12 protein-coding genes are annotated in these 17326 nt (G+C 38.7%); 8 read left to right on the top strand and 4 right to left on the bottom strand.

The genetic code is table 11. The features are described from left to right. The first annotated feature begins 120 nt into the window (after window positions 1-120). From hsdR to J0J69_RS03865, 3 genes are all read left to right on the top strand, one after another. Window positions 121-2454 (top strand): EcoAI/FtnUII family type I restriction enzme subunit R, encoded by a 2334-nt coding sequence (gene hsdR, locus J0J69_RS03875; RefSeq protein WP_212725653.1) that lies wholly within the window; start codon window positions 121-123, stop codon window positions 2452-2454. An 87-nt stretch (window positions 2455-2541) separates the two neighbouring features. After that, the gene (locus J0J69_RS03870) at window positions 2542-3981 is read left to right on the top strand and encodes a class I SAM-dependent DNA methyltransferase (RefSeq protein ID WP_212725652.1); all 1440 of its coding nucleotides are present in this window, start codon (window positions 2542-2544) and stop codon (window positions 3979-3981) included. Between the two features lie 12 nt (window positions 3982-3993). Continuing rightward, window positions 3994-5469, top strand: a complete 1476-nt coding sequence (locus tag J0J69_RS03865; RefSeq protein WP_212725651.1) for a restriction endonuclease subunit S — start codon at window positions 3994-3996, stop codon at window positions 5467-5469. A gap of 41 nt (window positions 5470-5510) precedes the next feature. On the opposite strand, the gene J0J69_RS03860 is transcribed toward J0J69_RS03865, so the two are convergent. The 4 genes from J0J69_RS03860 to J0J69_RS03845 are packed head-to-tail and all read right to left on the bottom strand — an operon-like array spanning window position 5511 to window position 11920. Then, on the bottom strand, window positions 5511-6044 hold the full coding sequence (locus tag J0J69_RS03860) for a hypothetical protein (protein WP_212725650.1): 534 nt from the start codon (window positions 6042-6044) through the stop codon (window positions 5511-5513). Next, window positions 6011-7891 carry a tyrosine-type recombinase/integrase gene (locus J0J69_RS03855; RefSeq protein ID WP_212725649.1) on the bottom strand — a complete coding sequence of 627 codons (1881 nt, stop codon included), beginning with the start codon at window positions 7889-7891 and terminating at the stop codon, window positions 6011-6013. Before J0J69_RS03855 ends, J0J69_RS03860 begins: the two co-directional genes overlap by 34 nt. Continuing rightward, on the bottom strand, window positions 7884-10556 hold the full coding sequence (locus J0J69_RS03850; protein ID WP_212725648.1) for a tyrosine-type recombinase/integrase: 2673 nt from the start codon (window positions 10554-10556) through the stop codon (window positions 7884-7886). The genes J0J69_RS03855 and J0J69_RS03850 overlap by 8 nt, the downstream gene beginning before the upstream one ends. Window positions 10557-10561: 5 nt before the next feature. Next, window positions 10562-11920 (bottom strand): tyrosine-type recombinase/integrase, encoded by a 1359-nt coding sequence (locus J0J69_RS03845; protein WP_212725647.1) that lies wholly within the window; start codon window positions 11918-11920, stop codon window positions 10562-10564. Between the two features lie 207 nt (window positions 11921-12127). Here J0J69_RS03845 and J0J69_RS03840 point away from each other — a divergent pair, with 207 nt between their 5' ends. From J0J69_RS03840 to J0J69_RS03820, 5 genes are all read left to right on the top strand, one after another. After that, window positions 12128-13054 carry an N-acetylmuramoyl-L-alanine amidase gene (locus J0J69_RS03840; RefSeq protein ID WP_256637929.1) on the top strand — a complete coding sequence of 309 codons (927 nt, stop codon included), beginning with the start codon at window positions 12128-12130 and terminating at the stop codon, window positions 13052-13054. A 126-nt stretch (window positions 13055-13180) separates the two neighbouring features. Further along, complete coding sequence (locus tag J0J69_RS03835; protein ID WP_009269241.1) at window positions 13181-13588, top strand: RNA polymerase sigma factor sigma-70 region 4 domain-containing protein; 408 nt, start codon at window positions 13181-13183, stop codon at window positions 13586-13588. Then, entirely contained in the window at window positions 13581-13751 is a 171-nt protein-coding gene (locus J0J69_RS03830) for an SHOCT domain-containing protein (RefSeq protein ID WP_165352913.1), read from the top strand. The genes J0J69_RS03835 and J0J69_RS03830 overlap by 8 nt, the downstream gene beginning before the upstream one ends. A gap of 50 nt (window positions 13752-13801) precedes the next feature. Next, entirely contained in the window at window positions 13802-15580 is a 1779-nt protein-coding gene (locus J0J69_RS03825) for a recombinase family protein (protein WP_009269239.1), read from the top strand. Next, window positions 15562-17139: a recombinase family protein gene (locus J0J69_RS03820; RefSeq protein WP_009269238.1), complete on the top strand. Its 1578-nt coding sequence runs from the start codon at window positions 15562-15564 to the stop codon at window positions 17137-17139. Before J0J69_RS03825 ends, J0J69_RS03820 begins: the two co-directional genes overlap by 19 nt. The last annotated feature ends 187 nt before the right edge of the window (window positions 17140-17326 follow it).

Here is a 17326-nt window from a genome sequence, read left to right as displayed (position 1 = left end):
AAATGTTCTTAGTTATTTCTATAGTTTAATAATGTAAAAATATTAGTTTTTTAGAAGTTAAACTATTATAAAAGTATAAGCTTACTATTTAAAATTATTTAGTTAAGGAGGAAGGGAAACATGAACAAAAAACAATTATCTGAACGTGATATTTGTACTAAGTTTATTACGCCTGCTATTCAAAATGCAGGTTGGGATATCAAGAATCAGATGCGTGAAGAGTACACGTTTACAGATGGGCGTGTGATAGTACGTGGTAATTTAACTACTCGTGGGAAGAGTAAACGAGCTGATTATTTATTATCTTATAAAGCAAATTTACCTATTGCCATTGTTGAAGCTAAGGATAATAAACATACAATTGGGGCAGGCTTGCAGCAAGCGATTAACTATGGAGATATCCTTCAAGTTCCCTTTGTTTATTCTTCAAATGGTGATGGATTTATAGAACATGATAGGTTAACAGGGGCAGAGCGAGAATTAGGATTGGATGAATTTCCAAGTCCAGAAGAGTTGTGGCAACGCTACAAAGGTGAAAATGATATCACAGACGAACAGGCACAGTTATTAACTGAGCCTTATCACTTTACAAGTGGGGCGAAAAGACCTCGCTATTATCAACTTAATGCGATTAATCGTACGATTGAGGCGATCGCCAAAGGGCAAAGACGTGTGTTATTAGTTATGGCTACTGGTACTGGTAAGACTTTTACAGCGTTTCAAATCATGTGGCGTTTGAAAAAGAGTGGGGTTGCTAAGAAGATTTTATTTTTAGCGGACCGAAACATTTTAGTCGACCAGACCATTGATAACGACTTTAAACCTTTCCAAAATGTCATAACTAAGGTTCAAAATCGAAAGCTTGATAGTTCTTATGAGGTTTACATGGCGCTTTATCAGCAGCTTACAAGTGGTAATTCAGAGGAGGATGTTTTCAAACAATTCAGTCCTGATTTCTTTGATTTAATTATCGTTGATGAGTGCCATCGAGGTTCTGCCAAAGAGGAATCTAACTGGCGACGAGTATTAAATTATTTTGATAGTGCGATTCAAATTGGGCTTACAGCTACCCCTAAGGAAACGAAAGACACTTCAAACATTGCTTACTTTGGAGATCCTGTTTATACTTACTCATTAAAACAAGGGATTGATGATGGTTTCTTAGCTCCATATAAGGTTATTCGTATCAGTATTGATCGCGACTTAGAAGGTTATCGTCCAACTAAAGGCGAATATGATAAATATGGCTATCTAATCGAAGATCGTGAGTATAATCTAACTGACTTTGATAAAACGCTTGTGCTGGAAAAACGTACAGAGTTAGTTGCTAAAAAAGTGACTGAATTTTTAAAGAAAACTGACAGATTCGCAAAAACGATTGTCTTTTGTACTGACATCGATCACGCAGAGCGAATGCGTCAAGCTTTAGTCAATGAAAATAAGGATTTGGTTGCACAGGATAGCCGCTATGTCATGCAAATTACAGGTGACAATAAAGAAGGAAAGGCTCAATTAGATAACTTTATCGATGTCGAAAGTCTATACCCAACGATTGTAACGACATCTAAATTATTAACAACAGGGGTTGACTGTAAAACGTGTAAACTCATTGTTTTAGATGCCAATATCGGTTCAATGACAGAATTTAAGCAGATTATCGGACGTGGAACACGTTTAAATCCTGACTATGGCAAAGAGTATTTTACAATTATGGATTTTAGGAACAATTCCCGTAAATTTGCTGACCCTGACTTTGATGGAGATCCAGTTCAAGTTTTAGAATCTAATGATGGCAATTTACCTAATTTTAATGAGATCAACACTGGCGACACAGATAGAGGTGCAGAGTCTAATGAAAATTCAGGGAACGGAGAAATTGATGAACAACCACGCAAATACTATGTCAAAAATGCAGATGTGTGTGTGTTAAATGAACGTGTACAGTATTACGATCAGGACGGTAAATTAATCACTGAAAGTTTAAAAGATTACTCGCGAAAAAATATTCTAAAGGAGTATGATAATTTAGATGCTTTCCTGATTAAATGGAACTCTGAGCTTAAAAAAGAAGCTATTATTAATGAATTAGTGGAGCATGGTGTGTTACTTGATGCTTTACGTGAAGAAGTTGGAGAAGCTGCTAAAGATTTAGATGACTTTGATTTGATTTGTCATATTGCCTATGATCAGAAGCCTTTAACACGTTCTGAACGTGCTAAAAAAGTGAAGCAAAGTCACTATTTTGAGCAATATTCTGATGTTGCAAAAAAAGTTATTGAGGCTTTAATTGATAAATATGCAAATGATGGAATTAAAGATTTTGATGATGTAAAAATTTTAAAGTTAGAACCGTTCACCGAATTTGGGAATCCAATGAAAATCGCAAAGGAATTCGGTGGGAAAGTTAAATATTTTGAAGCGATTAAAGAGTTAGAAAAACATTTGTATGCTTAATACTAAAAGACTACTATTATTGTTGCTATAATAGTAGTTTGTTTTTGTTGTATAATAGAGCTATAAAAAATGAAATGAGGTAGTGCTATGACAATTGAGAGTATGATTAAACGTATCCAAGACATTACACGTCAAGATGCAGGGATTAATGGCGATGCTCAACGTATCGAGCAATTAGTTTGGATGCTATTTTTAAAGATATATGATGCAAAAGAAGAATTTTGGGAGTTTGAAGAGGATGATTATGAATCAATCATTCCAGAAGAGTTTAAGTGGCGTAATTGGGCGGTTGATCACAAAGATGGTAAAGCACTAACGGGTGAAGAATTGCTTCATTTTATCAACAATAAGCTGTTTCCAACCTTAAAAAACTTAGAAGTAAATGAAAATACAGCTCGTCGTGCTGCTGTTGTTAAAGATATTTTCCAAGATGCGAACAACTTCATGAAAAATGGAGTGTTGTTACGTCAAATTATCAATATTTTAAATGAAGTAGACTTCACGGAGTATGATGATCGTCATAGCTTTAATGATGTTTATGAGTTGATTTTAAAAGACTTACAAAGCGCAGGAAATTCAGGGGAGTTCTACTCGCCACGTCCATGTACAGATTTTATTGTTGAGATGTTAGAACCTAAAATCGGTGAAAAAGTTGCTGACTTTGCATGTGGAACAGGTGGGTTCTTGATTTCGGCTATTAATCATATGAGAGAGCATGTTAAATCAACTGAAGATATGGATAAACTTCAAAATGGCTTATATGGAATTGAAAAAAAACCATTACCTTATCTTTTAGCAACGACAAATATGATTTTACATGATATCGATACGCCTCGTATTGATCATGATAACTCGTTAGGAAAATCAGTTCGTGATTATAAGGAATCTGATCGTTTTGATGTGATTATTATGAATCCGCCTTACGGTGGTGTTGAAGAGTCCTCAATTCAAAATAACTTCCCAGTTGAGCTTCGTACAAGTGAAACTGCTGATTTATTCATGGCTTTAATTATTTATCGTTTAAAACAAAATGGTCGCTGTGGGGTTATCTTACCTGATGGTTTCTTATTTGGAACAGATAACGCTAAAGTTGCGATTAAGAAAAAACTTTTAGAAGAATGTAATTTACATACGATTATTCGTTTACCTGGTGGGGTATTCGCTCCATATACGTCAATTTCAACAAACATTTTATTCTTCGATAAATCAGGTCCAACACAAGAAACTTGGTATTATGAGCATCAAGTGGGTTATGGAACAAAGACTTACTCAAAAACAAAGCCTATTCGCCACAATGATTTTAAAAATGAACGTGAGTGGTGGAATAATCGTGAAGAAAATGAAGTCGCTTGGAAAGTTTCAATGGATGAAATCATTGCCAATAACTTCAATTTAGACTTTAAAAATCCTTCTAAAGCACAAGAAGAAGCGTTATTAAGCTCAGAAGAGTATGTTGAACGCTTAAAAGAAGCTATTAAAGAATCTAATGATTTAGTTCAAAAATTAGAAGCAGCACTTAAAGCATAGGGGGGAAATAGCATGACAAACGAAGAATTATATTACCTTCCGGCAAGTGAACTTTTAAAACATATTCAAGCTGAAAAAGAACGTTTAATTAAAGAAAAAGCCATTAAGAAATCTAAGCCACTTCCACCTATTACAGAAGAAGAAAAACCTTATGACTTACCTGAGGGATGGGAGTGGGTAAGGTTAGGCGAATATATAAAAGATATCTCCGGCGGTTCTACTCCTTCCAAACAAAATGATTTATTTTGGAATGGTTCTATTCCATGGGCGAGTGTGAAGGATTTGAAGGACTACAAATACTTAGAAAATACAATTGATCGGATTACTGAACACGCTCTTGAAAATACAAACATTAAGCTAATTCCCGAGAATCAATTAATTGTTTGTACGCGTGTTGGTTTAGGAAAAGTGCTTATAAATAAAATTAAAACAACTATTAATCAAGATTTAAAAGCTATTTCCTTAATTAACAATTGTTCTATTGAATATTTATACTATGCAATAAAAACTTTATCAATAGAGGGAACAGGGACTACTGTTAAGGGAATTACACAAGAAGAATTATTAAACAAAATTATCCCTCTCCCACCACTTTACATTCAAGATCAAATCGTTCAAAAATTAGAACAATTGTCTGAAACAAAAGATTCGTTACTTTCTCATGCCGAATCTCAATTGAACTATACGAAAAAAATGCGTGAAGCTTTGTTACAAGAAGCGATCCGTGGAGAATTAGTCCCACAAGATGAAAATGATGAACCAGCTTCCATTTTATTAGAACAAATTAAGGCTGAAAAAGAGCGATTAATTAAGGAAAAAGTTATTAAAAAACAAAAGGAATTACCACCGATTACAGATGAAGAAAAACCTTATGAATTACCTGAGGGATGGGAGTGGGTAAGGTTAGGGAATGTTGCCCAATTTAATCCAAGAAATAAAGCTGATAATGATTCGTTAGTTGGATTTATTCCTATGACACTGATCAGCGATGGGTTCGCTAATAATCATACTTTTGAAACGCGAAAATGGGAGCAAGTAAAATCGGGCTATACTCATTTTGCTAATGATGATGTAATATTCGCTAAGATTACACCTTGTTTTGAAAATAGAAAATCTACAATTGTAAAAGATTTGCCAAATGGAATAGGTTCAGGCACAACTGAGGTTATTACATTAAGAAGTTATAATAATACTATACTTCCAGGATATTTACTCGCCCTTGTTAATTCTCCTGAATTTATAAATGGAGGAAAGTTAACATACTTAGGAACAGCAGGACAACAACGTGTTAATGCTGAATTCTTAAAAAACTATGTATTTGCACTCCCACCTTTAACTGAACAAGAACGTATTGTCGCTAAATTAGATGAATTAATGGCTAATTGTGATCAGTTAGAGGGAAAAGCAGAAGAAATGAAGACTTACACTACGCGCTTGTTTGAAGCAAGTTTAAAAGAGGCGTTCATGCCTGATATTGAAGAGTGTTAAGTAATAAAAATGAGTTAAGCAATTTAGCTTAACTCATTTTTTTATTTGCTTTTGATAGGAATAATTTGTCCATTATTATTTTTACCAGAAATATTAATTTGATGAAGTTGAACTGAAAGTTCATTTACACGGGCTTGTAATCGAGATATTTCTTTATTTTTTTCTTTAAGTAATTTGGTAAGTTCTGATTTTTCCTGTTTAAGAACCTCAATTGAGATGTCTCGATCAATCATAAGGTTGATTTGCTCTTGTAATCGGCTCTTAGAGGCGGATAAGACATCGTTTAGGGTAAATGGGTTATCTTGTTCGAAAACGTCCATAGAATGCTCTATATAGCGTTTTAGGAGCTGATTGTGATTGTATAGCGTCGTTCGTGAACAACCTAATTCTTTAGAGATTGAAGAAACAGAAAAAGAATTGCTTTTTAATGTGTTAATGGCGGCTTCTTTGGTTTGTGTTTTTTCTGCAATGATGGCTTCTATTTTTTGAAGATATTCCTGCATGAAAGGTTTGAGTGAATCATAATCTTCACCAATGGCCTCTATTTTTTCTTTGATGCAATCATGGATTTCCATGTAATGACCTCCTCATCTATTTGCTCTAAGTTTTCAATAATATCTTTTAAGTCGGGATACTCTTTTAGAATAGTTAAAGCACCTTTTTCGCTTATCACACTCTTTAACTCATCTAATTCAGGAAGTAACTTACTATGAAGAATAGTATTTAACATATTTAACTCTTTTTGAACCTGTTTTAAAAGACCTCGTTCTCGATTAATGGTGATTGTTTCAGCTAATTCTTTAGTTTGGCGATAGGAAACATCAGCCATATAATAGAAGTGAAAAATATTAGGGCAAACGCCGTATGCACAATAAAACTCATTCGTTTTAGCATCTTTCGAGCATTCCCTAAGCATAGAGGATTTAATGCAAACTCCACCTGTTTTCTGTCTAATCGGAATTTTTTGTGCTAATTCATTACAAATTTCCTTTAAATCGGTTTTAACATTGTACTTATTAGCCTCAATAAACTCTTGAATCTTCTCAGATAGACCGCTATCGCCACCAAGAGGTTTTATTTCTCCAGTTACAATTTTTTCAAGTGTAGTTAAGGAGAAATTCATATCCTCCTGAGGATCTTTTTTAGTTGGTCTCACATAATAACCTTCCATATCTGATGAGAGATGAGCCATAAACTTTTGAATATACTTAAGAGGAACACCTTTATTATAAAGTTCTGTACAGACGTGAACTCTAAATTGATGGTTAGAAGGATAAGTCAACGTTTTAGCATCTGGATGTGCAGCAATAATAGCTTTATTTTTATCAACTTTAGCGTATGTCAGTTCTGGATAAGTTGTTTTTGGAACATTAATGGTAGGAAAGTAGGAGTTTAAATACACATAAAATCTTTTTTGTAATTTCGAAAAAGCGTCAATCTCAACTGGAAATTGACTTGGTTTTTTCATTAATGGTCCCCCCATGTAAAGATAGGGTAACTTCAGTTCATTTCTTTTTGATTCGTGAAGTTTAAAAAGTGTGCTATATCCCTTTTTAGTTAATTCATTAACATAAATTTTGATTATTCTATAAGAATTATTACCATCTTCAGATTTCCAAGTTTTATATTTTAGATAATGTGCTTCTTCTCCGTTGAATATTTTGATTGAGTCTAATGCCTCTACTTCTAAGGAAAGGACTTCACTAATTCGTAGACCTGTTTGGCTTAAGATTAAATACAAACAGGCAGTTGCTCGAATACTTAAAGGAGCATTTTCATCATCAATAATCGATATTACAGCACTTAAAAAATTATCAAAATAATCTTTAGGGATATCAGGGGTCTTGCTTTGCTCCTTCAATGCTTTGTACGCTCGAAAATCTCCTAAACTTAATGTATCCATCAATTCTGTTGTTATTAAATCGTTAAAATTCGAAGAATAATAGTCATAAAAGCTTTTAAGAGTGCTTTTAGCGCGTCTAAGTGCATCAGGAGACTTTGCTGCTTCTCCTGATAAAAACTCTTTAATAACGTTTATTGAGATATCTTCTACATAATAAAATCCTTTAGCTTCTACAAATTTAAAAAAACGATTTAGTATCCCGAAAGAACGATGGATGCTTTGAACTTTTAAATCATTTTCAAGAATTTTTATTAAAACATAATTCTTCATATCATCTTTAAAAGTTTGACACACCTTATCAAAATTAAATTTCATTTTCCGTTTACTAACATTTAAAGAAGTATAGTCTGCAAAATTCCATACCTTATCAGAGTAGTAAAATGTGCCCTTGTTGAAAGGAAGTCGATTAATTTCTTTTAGTTGGTTGAGATAGGATTTTGTAGCATTTGTATTGATGGCATAATCAGCAGGTACCTCATATTCTAAATCTAATTCAGCAAGTGTAATTACGTTATTCATTATTAGTAATAGCCTCCTGTAGTTGTAATAATCTGCTCAGATAACTCACTAAGAGCCTTTTTACATTAATCAAATCTTCTTTATCGTGTTGAACATGTACAGTTTCGAGTTTTTTATCAATAATCTTTATTTGCTCTTGAAAATATGGGATTCGATCAAGTGTTGTAACAAAATCATTACATAGCAGACAATCTAAATAAGTTAGGTTATGACAACTTGAACTGTTACAATACCCACAGCCATTTGAGACTTTATTTTCATTAGTGGCAAGTTCAGAAGGTAAGTTTTTAATAATTTGTCCTTTAATATCAACATTTCCAATTATTACACCATGTACAGATTCTAATAAATCTCTTAAAGGCGTATCAATATAATGCTTAGAAGTAGTAATTGATGATTTATGTCCTGATAATATACTTTGCTCAACTTCAGACATTGAATTTCTAATTATGAATTCTTCAGCTTTTGTCATATGAGTATCTCTAAGGTTGCTGAGGGTATACTCTGGGATATTTAATTCCTTACAACATAGTTTGAGATATTTATTGAAACTATCTCTGTCTAAAATCTTATAAGTACCACTTTTAGATGCAGGAACCAAGAAGAGATAGTTTTTTAATTCAGTGATTGAACAGTCAGCTCGAAAGGTATTTGTTAGTTTTATAATCTCATCGATATGTTTCTTCACATATGTGGTAATCGGTTGTTCCATCATGCTTCCAGCACTAACTTTTGTTTTTGACATGATAACATATTGATTTTTTTTCGCAGTTTCTTGTACACAATCAATAGTTAAAGTTAAAATTTGAGAACTTCTAAATTCTGTTTCTAAAGCAATATAGAAAATAGAATAATAAACAGCATAAATTGGAGATTTCAGCGCATTTTCTTTCATTAAGTTAGAAAGTTTTTGTAGCTCTGAATCTGGAATAGCGAGTGCGTTATCATAGTTACTGCTTAACTTATAACTTAAATGATAGAAAATCGCACTTTCAAATGTCGCAAGATTATTATCGTTAACATGATTTAAAATAGAACGAGGGATATAAATGTAGGAATTTCTTGTTCTGTTATTCTCATGTATATTTAAGATGTGGTTTTTATAGGCGAAAATTTCATTTGCAGTAATATCTTCATTATCATTTTTTGAAGTATAGATGGATAATTCAAATCCTGACTTTAATGCCGTAATATAATTAAAGAAATACCTGATAGTAGAAAAACTTTTAAACTTATTATACAGGCTGGTATTATTTGTCCAAACATAATGTTTAAACCATTGACGATAAGTTTCAGATTTGATTGTTGAAAAATCAATAGTTTGAGAAGATGTTGTGATAATTGACGTGTTGGTATCTTCCATTCCTGTGTAAGATAATAGCCATTTATCTGCTTCAGGTACAGGTTCAATAGGATTGTATGAAATAATTTCATAACCTTCCAATAGTTCTTGGGAGATTCGTTGTCTTTGTAATAATTTTGTATCTATGCCTGAACTCTCAAAAAGCCGATTATTGTAATTCAGAGCAATGTGTAAATAAAAAGCTGTGATTGGGGCAATATAATTAACACAATTATACTTTTCAAAATATTTGAGTTGTGTCTGATAAGTTTCAAAAGATAAATCTGATAATGAATTTAGTTTAATCCCTTGCAGAGATGTATCAAACTCTCGGCATACTGTTAAAAAACCAACAGTTCTATATGTGCTTTTCTTTGCATAATCTAACCAAATATCGAACACTTCTTGACATTCAATATTAATAAACGCCAAATAATTGTATGTTTTATTCTTTTTGCAAACTGGCAGTAAAGTGTATTGATTTATTTTTGAGGAAGATAGCAACTCAAGGTAAGTTTCCTTTTTAACACCTACTAACAGGTAAGCTTTTAATTTTAAAAATGATGAGATATCTTCATTGAAAATTAATCCTTTTTCTTCTAAAAATAGCAGAAATCTTGACAGTTGTAGTGTTACACCATTATTCATACTTGACGAGATGGAGTTTAGTGAAGAGTACAATTTAGGAAGTGTCAGATGTTGAAGTGTTAGCTCATTTAAAATATTTTTGACGATAACAAAAAAATTAAAGCATTCATTTAATCTACTTCCTTGAGTAGAGCTGGAGTTGAATTTAATGTGCTCTATATATTCTTCAGAAAGTTCCTTCATAGTGGGATCAACAAAGGGTATATCAGGTAATGTACAGAAAAATAATTTATCGGCTTTTGGTTCGTGAAGTGGATTTTCACTTAGATATTGCTCAAATGGTCCGTAAGTTAAAATTCTGAGAACATCTTTTTCGTTAGCTTTTGTTGTAATGCGTTGTTTAAAGGTAATCAGTCGCTTAATTTTTTCATCATTCGTGTAATTATTCTCAACGAGATAAACCCAGAATCGATTTAAAAATAAGCATTCTCCAGTTTTAAAGCCTCCCTTGCTATAAAGATTAATGATAAATTCCGATGAGAGTGTATTTAGTTTTAATGAAGTAAGATAATTTAAAATAGCTTCTTTATTCCCTTGCCAACTTGCTAATTTAGATGCCTTAGATGAGTAGTATCCTGATGTATTGTATAGATAGTGACAGAATAACTGAACTACTTCATAGGTATTGTAATCTAAAAATACATCAGCGTTTAAATTTTCATACATGGTTGTCATTCAACTCACTCCTTTAGTTTTAATTCTGGGATGACTTCATACAAGCTATGGGCGAAATCAGTTTTAATTTGAATTTGATCAGAAAGAGTAGGGCGGAAATATCGACTTACAGATAAAAGATTGCTATGGCGCATTCTTTCCTTTAATTCTAATGCTTTACAATTGAGATATTGGACATTAAACATAGCGAATCCATGCCGAAATCTATGGTTTAGGTTATGCTCTTTAGTATCTTTATCCAATTCAATCCCGACAGTGGTACAAATTTTTCTCAGAGTATTGTTCCATAGAGTTTGCGAAAGGGGTCTTCCTTGAGAGTTGATAAAGACATAATAGTTCTCATCCTCATAATCATCAGATGAAGATACTCGATCTGCAATTGTGTTTTTGTAATAATTATCATATTTCAATTCTCTTGCCATTGAATGTGCTTCTTCAATGTATTCATTGATAAGATCATAAAGATCTTCAGGGATAATCACTTTTTGATAACCATACCCAGGTGACTTGTAATCTTTTAAATGATACTGTTTTTTATCAACAATCTTCATACATGTTTTCGCTAATTGAAATTTTTTATCTGAAAAACGATTGCGGATATAAAAAGTAGTAACATACTCATCTTTGATTTTTTCAACAACAAAGTCATCCCCAGTAGCGCCTAAAACTTCACCGATTCGACAACCACATTGATACATTAAACGGACAATAATTTCTTCTTTTTTTCCATAATTAGATCGTATTTCAGCGATGATTTTTTGAAACTCCTCGACCGAGATATATCTTGGAACTTCTACCATCTTTCTTGGAATTCTTTCATTGGACTGAAATTTATTGACAGAATAGTCGACTTCCCAATCAGGAAGAGAGACTAATGTTTTACGATTACTTTTTTGAAATAAAGCTTTATTTTCGAAATCAAGATACTCTAAAAACTGTCTATAAACAGATAAATATCCATTAACTGTTTCATTATTTCTTGAAGTAGTTAATTCAAATTTAATAAAACTACCTTTAGGAGAGAGGCCTTTCAAGAAGATTTTTAATCCGTTTATATCTGAGGTGTCAAAATCTTTCAATTCTTTCGAAATGATACTTTGATAACAGTATAGTAGTTTTAAGGCTTGTAACGACTTAATTCTTGAATTAATAGATTGATTGATTTTATTTGAATTTAAGAAACCAAATACTTCAGAAACAGGTTCCATCTGAGGTGTATAAAGAAGCAAATAGGTTATTTCATTTGTTTCTCGAATAACCGATTTATAATTAATGGAATTGGTGCAGATAAGATTATTGTCTTCATAGACTTCAGTCTCGAAATATATTTCATTACTGTATTTTCTTTCTTTTACTACAATCATAGAATCGCTCCACTTTGAAAATGTTGTACAATATAAAATTTTATCATATTAATATCATAACCAATTTTTTGTTAAAGATACGTTTGAGGTTGAACAAAAATGAAATTTATAATATTAATAATGAAAAAAATATTTTACTGATGAGTGTTCAACTTGGAATTTTTGAATTATCTTATTGTAAATCTAATAATATCAATGGTTTGCCTAATGTTGAACAAATCATATATTTATTATACTTCTATCGACCGCATTACGCCCCACTGCGTGGTGGGGCAATGCTCGGTGGAGACGCTGGGCAATATCTTCTTGCCGACTTCCAGACAGGCAAGCTGCAACTATGGCATCGGCGTGGACGGTCGTGTGGGAATGTATGTGGAGGAGAAAAACCGCTCCTGGTGTTCCTCCTCCAGCGCCAACGACCAGCGGGCGGTCACCATCGAGTGCGCGTCCGATACCACAGAGCCGTATGCCTTTAAGGATGTGGTCTACCAGACGCTCATTAAGCTCTGCGTGGATATCTGCAAGCGCAACGGCAAGAAAAAGCTCCTCTGGCTGGGTGATAAGGATAAGACACTCAGTTATGAGCCGAAGTCTGATGAGATGGTGCTGACTGTTCATCGCTGGTTTGCCAACAAGTCCTGTCCGGGCAGTTGGATGTATGCCCGGATGGGTGATCTTGCCGCAAAGGTCACAGCACAGCTTGGCGGCGGGGCATCCGAGGGCACCGAGACTGAGTATCCTGAAAAGCTGACAGAGGGCTATTACCGTGTCCGTAAGGCATGGTCTGACAGCAAATCGCAGAAAGGCGCATACAAAATCCTCTCTAATGCCAAGAAGTGCGCTGATGCCAATCCGGGATATAGCGTGTTCGATAATAACGGTGTAAACATCTACACACCGAACACATCAACGCAGACGGCACCGGATGTGCCGTTTACCGTCAAGGTCAGTATCTCCGATTTGAACATCCGCAAAGGGCCAGGGACGGACTATGCCAAGACCGGTAAGTTTACCGGCAAGGGCGTGTTTACCATTGTGGAGGTTCAGTCCGGCCAGGGGTCCTCTGCTGGCTGGGGACGGCTGAAGTCCGGCGCGGGATGGATTTCTCTGGACTATGCAGTGAAAACCGAATAAGGAAACAAAAAAACCCGTGTGCAATCGGCTCTCTATGGTCGGCTGCGCACGGGTCTTTTTTTATCCGCTGAAATTCCCGGTTTCTGTCCTTTCAGAAATAGAAGGTTACAGATTGGAGGGACAGCGGTGACGAACGAACAGAGAATGATCGTGTCCTCTCTCCGGGCGCAGGGCATGGGCTATGGAGCAATCGCCCGGAAAGTCGGGATCTCAGAAAATACAGTAAAATCCTTCTGCCGCAGGAACGCACAGAAAGAGGATAAGCCGGTCACTGGAGCGGACGAGCATCAGTGCCTTTGCTGCGGAACGCCTGTGGCGCAGAACGCCGGCCGGAAGGAAAAGAAGTTCTGCTCTGACAAGTGCAGGAACAAATGGTGGAACGCCCATCTGGATAAGGTTGACCGCAGGGTGATTCGGGAGGTCACCTGTGCCGGCTGCGGTAAGACTTTTTCTGTCTATGGACAGGCGGCGAGGAAGTACTGCAGCCATGCGTGCTACATCCGGCACCGGTTCGGAGGTGGCGCGGATGAGTAAGGAGCAGATGAGACAGGAAAAGCTCTACCAGGCGACCATGAGCATGGTCAGAAAGATGCTTGCGGAGGGGCTTATCACCGAGGAAGAGTACCGTCAGATTGATACAATGTTCCTGGCAAAATACCGCCCTCTTTTCGGCACATTATTCTCTGAAATCTGTTGACTTTACAGCCTTTTAGAGTGATGTATAGTAGCGGAAAGGAGCGTGATTTCATGCCGAATTTAAGAAAAATCGAAGCGGCTGTACCCGCCATCCGGGAAAAGAAGAAGGTAGCCGCTTACGCCAGAGTGTCCATGCAGTCGGAACGGATGCTCCACTCCCTTTCCGCACAGGTGAGCTACTACAGCGGGCTGATCCAGAAGAACCCAGACTGGGAGTATGCCGGGGTCTATGCAGATGATTTTATTTCCGGTACCAACACGGTAAAGCGCGATGAGTTCAAACGGATGCTTGCCGACTGCGAGGCAGGCAAGATAGACATCATCCTGACAAAGAGCATTTCACGGTTTGCCAGGAATACGGTGGATCTTCTGGAAACGGTGCGGCATTTGAAGGATTTAGGCGTTGAGGTGCAGTTCGAGAAAGAACGCATACGCTCGATGGATGGGGACGGCGAACTGATGCTGACCATCCTGGCGTCCTTTGCCCAGGAGGAGAGCCGCAGCATTTCCGACAATGTGAAATGGGGCATCCGAAAAAGGATGCAAAACGGCATCCCAAACGGCCACTTCCGCATCTACGGTTATCGATGGGAGGGCGATGAACTGGTCATCGTGCCAGAGGAAGCGGAGGTTGTAAAGAGAATCTTCCGGAACTTCCTGGACGGGAAATCCAGGCTGGAAACCGAGCGGGAGCTTGCTGCCGAGGGCATCACAACCAGGGACGGCTGCCGTTGGGTAGATTCCAACATCAAGGTGGTACTGACCAATGTGACCTACACGGGGAACCTGCTCCTGCAAAAGGAGTTTATCTCCGACCCAATCTCCAAGCAGCGGAAAAAGAACCGAGGGGAACTTCCGCAGTACTATGTGGAGGACACCCATCCTGCCATAATCGACAAGGCCACTTTTGACTTTGTGCAGGAGGAGATGGCAAGGCGCAGGGAACTTGGCGCACTGGCAAATAAGAGTCTGAACACATCCTGCTTTACAGGAAAAATCAAATGCCCATACTGCGGTCAGAGCTATATGCACAACAAGCGGACAGACCGTGGCGATATGGAGTTCTGGAACTGTGGCAGCAAGAAGAAAAAGAAGAAAGGAACCGGCTGTCCTGTGGGCGGCACCATCAACCACAAAAACATGGTTAAAGTCTGTACGGAAGTTCTGGGGCTTGATGAATTTGATGAAGCTATCTTTTTGGAAAAGGTGGACCATATCGATGTGCCAGAACGCTATACGCTGGAGTTTCACATGGCGGACGGCAATGTGGTAACAAAGGACTGCCTGAACACGGGGCATCGGGACTGCTGGACACCGGAGCGGCGTGCTGAAGTGTCCATGAAACGGCGCAAGAACGGCACGAATCCCATCGGTGCATCCTGCTTCACGGGGAAGATAAAGTGCGTATCCTGCGGCTGTAATTTCCGCAAGGCAACACGGAACTGCAAAGATGGCAGCAAGGTCAGCCACTGGCGGTGCGCAGAGCATAACGGTTGCGATTCCCCCAGCCTGCGGGAGGATTTGCTGGAACAGATGGCCGCAGAGGTACTTGGGCTGGATGCGTTTGACGCCGCCGCTTTTCGTGAGAAGATCGACCGAGTTGAGGTGCTTTCCTCTTCAGAACTCCGCTTCTGTTTTAAGGATGGCAGAACCGTAAGCCGCAACTGGCAGCCGCCGGAACGCGTGGGGCGGCCTTGGACTGAGGAGCAGAGGGCAAAATTTAAGGAATCCATTAAGGGCGCCTATACGCCAGAGCGGCGCCGGCAGATGAGCGAACACATGAAGCAATTACGGAAGGAGCGTGGAGACAAATGGCGCAGAGAAAAGTAACGGCGATTCCGGCGACCATCACCAAATATACTGCCGTTCCTATTGGCAGCAAGCGGAAACGCCGTGTCGCCGGTTATGCCCGCGTCTCCACCGACCACGAAGACCAGGTCACCAGCTACGAAGCGCAGGTGGACTATTACACGAATTACATCAAGGGGCGGGACGATTGGGAGTTTGTTGCTATCTACACGGACGAAGGGATTTCTGCGACCAATACCAAGCGGCGCGAGGGCTTCAAGGCGATGGTGGCGGATGCCCTTGCCGGGAAGATCGACCTCATAGTAACAAAAAGTGTCAGCCGATTTGCCAGAAATACAGTGGACAGCCTGACCACCGTGCGGACGCTGAAGGAAAAGGGTGTGGAAATCTACTTTGAGAAGGAAAACATCTGGACGCTGGATGCCAAGGGAGAACTGCTCATCACAATCATGTCCAGCCTTGCCCAGGAGGAGAGCCGGAGCATTTCGGAGAACACCACCTGGGGTCAGCGGAAGCGGTTCGCCGATGGCAAGGCAAGCGTGGCTTACAAGCGGTTCCTGGGGTACGACCGGGGTCCCAACGGCGGCTTTGTGGTCAATCAGGAACAGGCAAAGACCGTCAAGCTGATTTACAAGTTATTTCTGGATGGCCTGACCTGCCACGCCATCGCAAAGGAGCTGACGGAGCGGAAACTGCCGACTCCGGGCGGCAAGGCAGTCTGGAGCCAAAGCACCGTCCGCAGCATCCTTACTAATGAAAAGTACAAAGGCGATGCGCTCCTGCAGAAGGAGTTCACGGTGGACTTCCTCCAGAAGAAAACAAAAAAGAACGAGGGCGAGGTCCCGCAGTACTATGTGGAGGGCAACCACGAAGCCATCATCGATCCTGCCACCTTCGACTATGTCCAGGCGGAGATGGCGCGGCGGATGAAGGATAAGCACCGCTACAGCGGCGTGAGTATGTTTTCCTCCAAGATCAAATGCGGCGAATGCGGATGTTGGTACGGCTCGAAGGTATGGCACTCCACAGATAAATACCGCCGAGTTATCTATCAGTGCAACCATAAGTATAAGGGCGGCAAGACCTGCGGCACGCCCCACGTCACAGAGAAACAGGTCAAGGGTGCTTTTGTCCGGGCGACCAATATCCTGCTGTCAGAGAGAGATGAGCTGACCGCCAATACGCGGATGGTCATTGTCATGCTGTGCGACAGCACAGAACTGGAAAAGCGTCAGGCAGAACTGAAGGAAGAACTGGAGGTTGTGGTGGGGCTGGTGGAACGGTGCGTGGCAGAGAACGCCCGGACGGCTCTCGACCAGGATGAATATACCGAGCGATACAATGGGCTGGTCAGCCGTTATGAAACGGTCAAGACGCGGTTCGATGAAGTGACTCAGGCGATTGCCGACAAAGCCGACCGAAAGAAGCTGCTGGAGCAGTTTCTGCACACGGTGGAGACACAGGAGCCGGTTACACAGTTTGATGAGCGGCTGTGGTCAAGCCTGGTGGATTTCGTGACGGTTTACAGTGAGAAGGATATCCGAGTGACATTCAAGGATGGAACGGAGATACAGGTATAAAAGAATATGATATATAGAAGCGGCGACTTTGAGGTGTTCTGCAAAGCCGCCGCTTAACGATTTAAATTGCATATTTTGATTTTGCAGAATCTTATTGCACTTTTCATAAATTTTATATGTTGTAGCAGCACTCATTGCTGTCGTCCTTTGATCGCCTGCCATCAAAGGCGGGCGGGGCTGTCAACGG

The organism is Turicibacter bilis, from assembly GCF_024499055.1.
In the GTDB taxonomy this organism is placed as follows: domain Bacteria; phylum Bacillota_I; class Bacilli_A; order MOL361; family Turicibacteraceae; genus Turicibacter; species Turicibacter bilis.
This window is presented reverse-complemented; position numbering and strand designations above follow the sequence as displayed.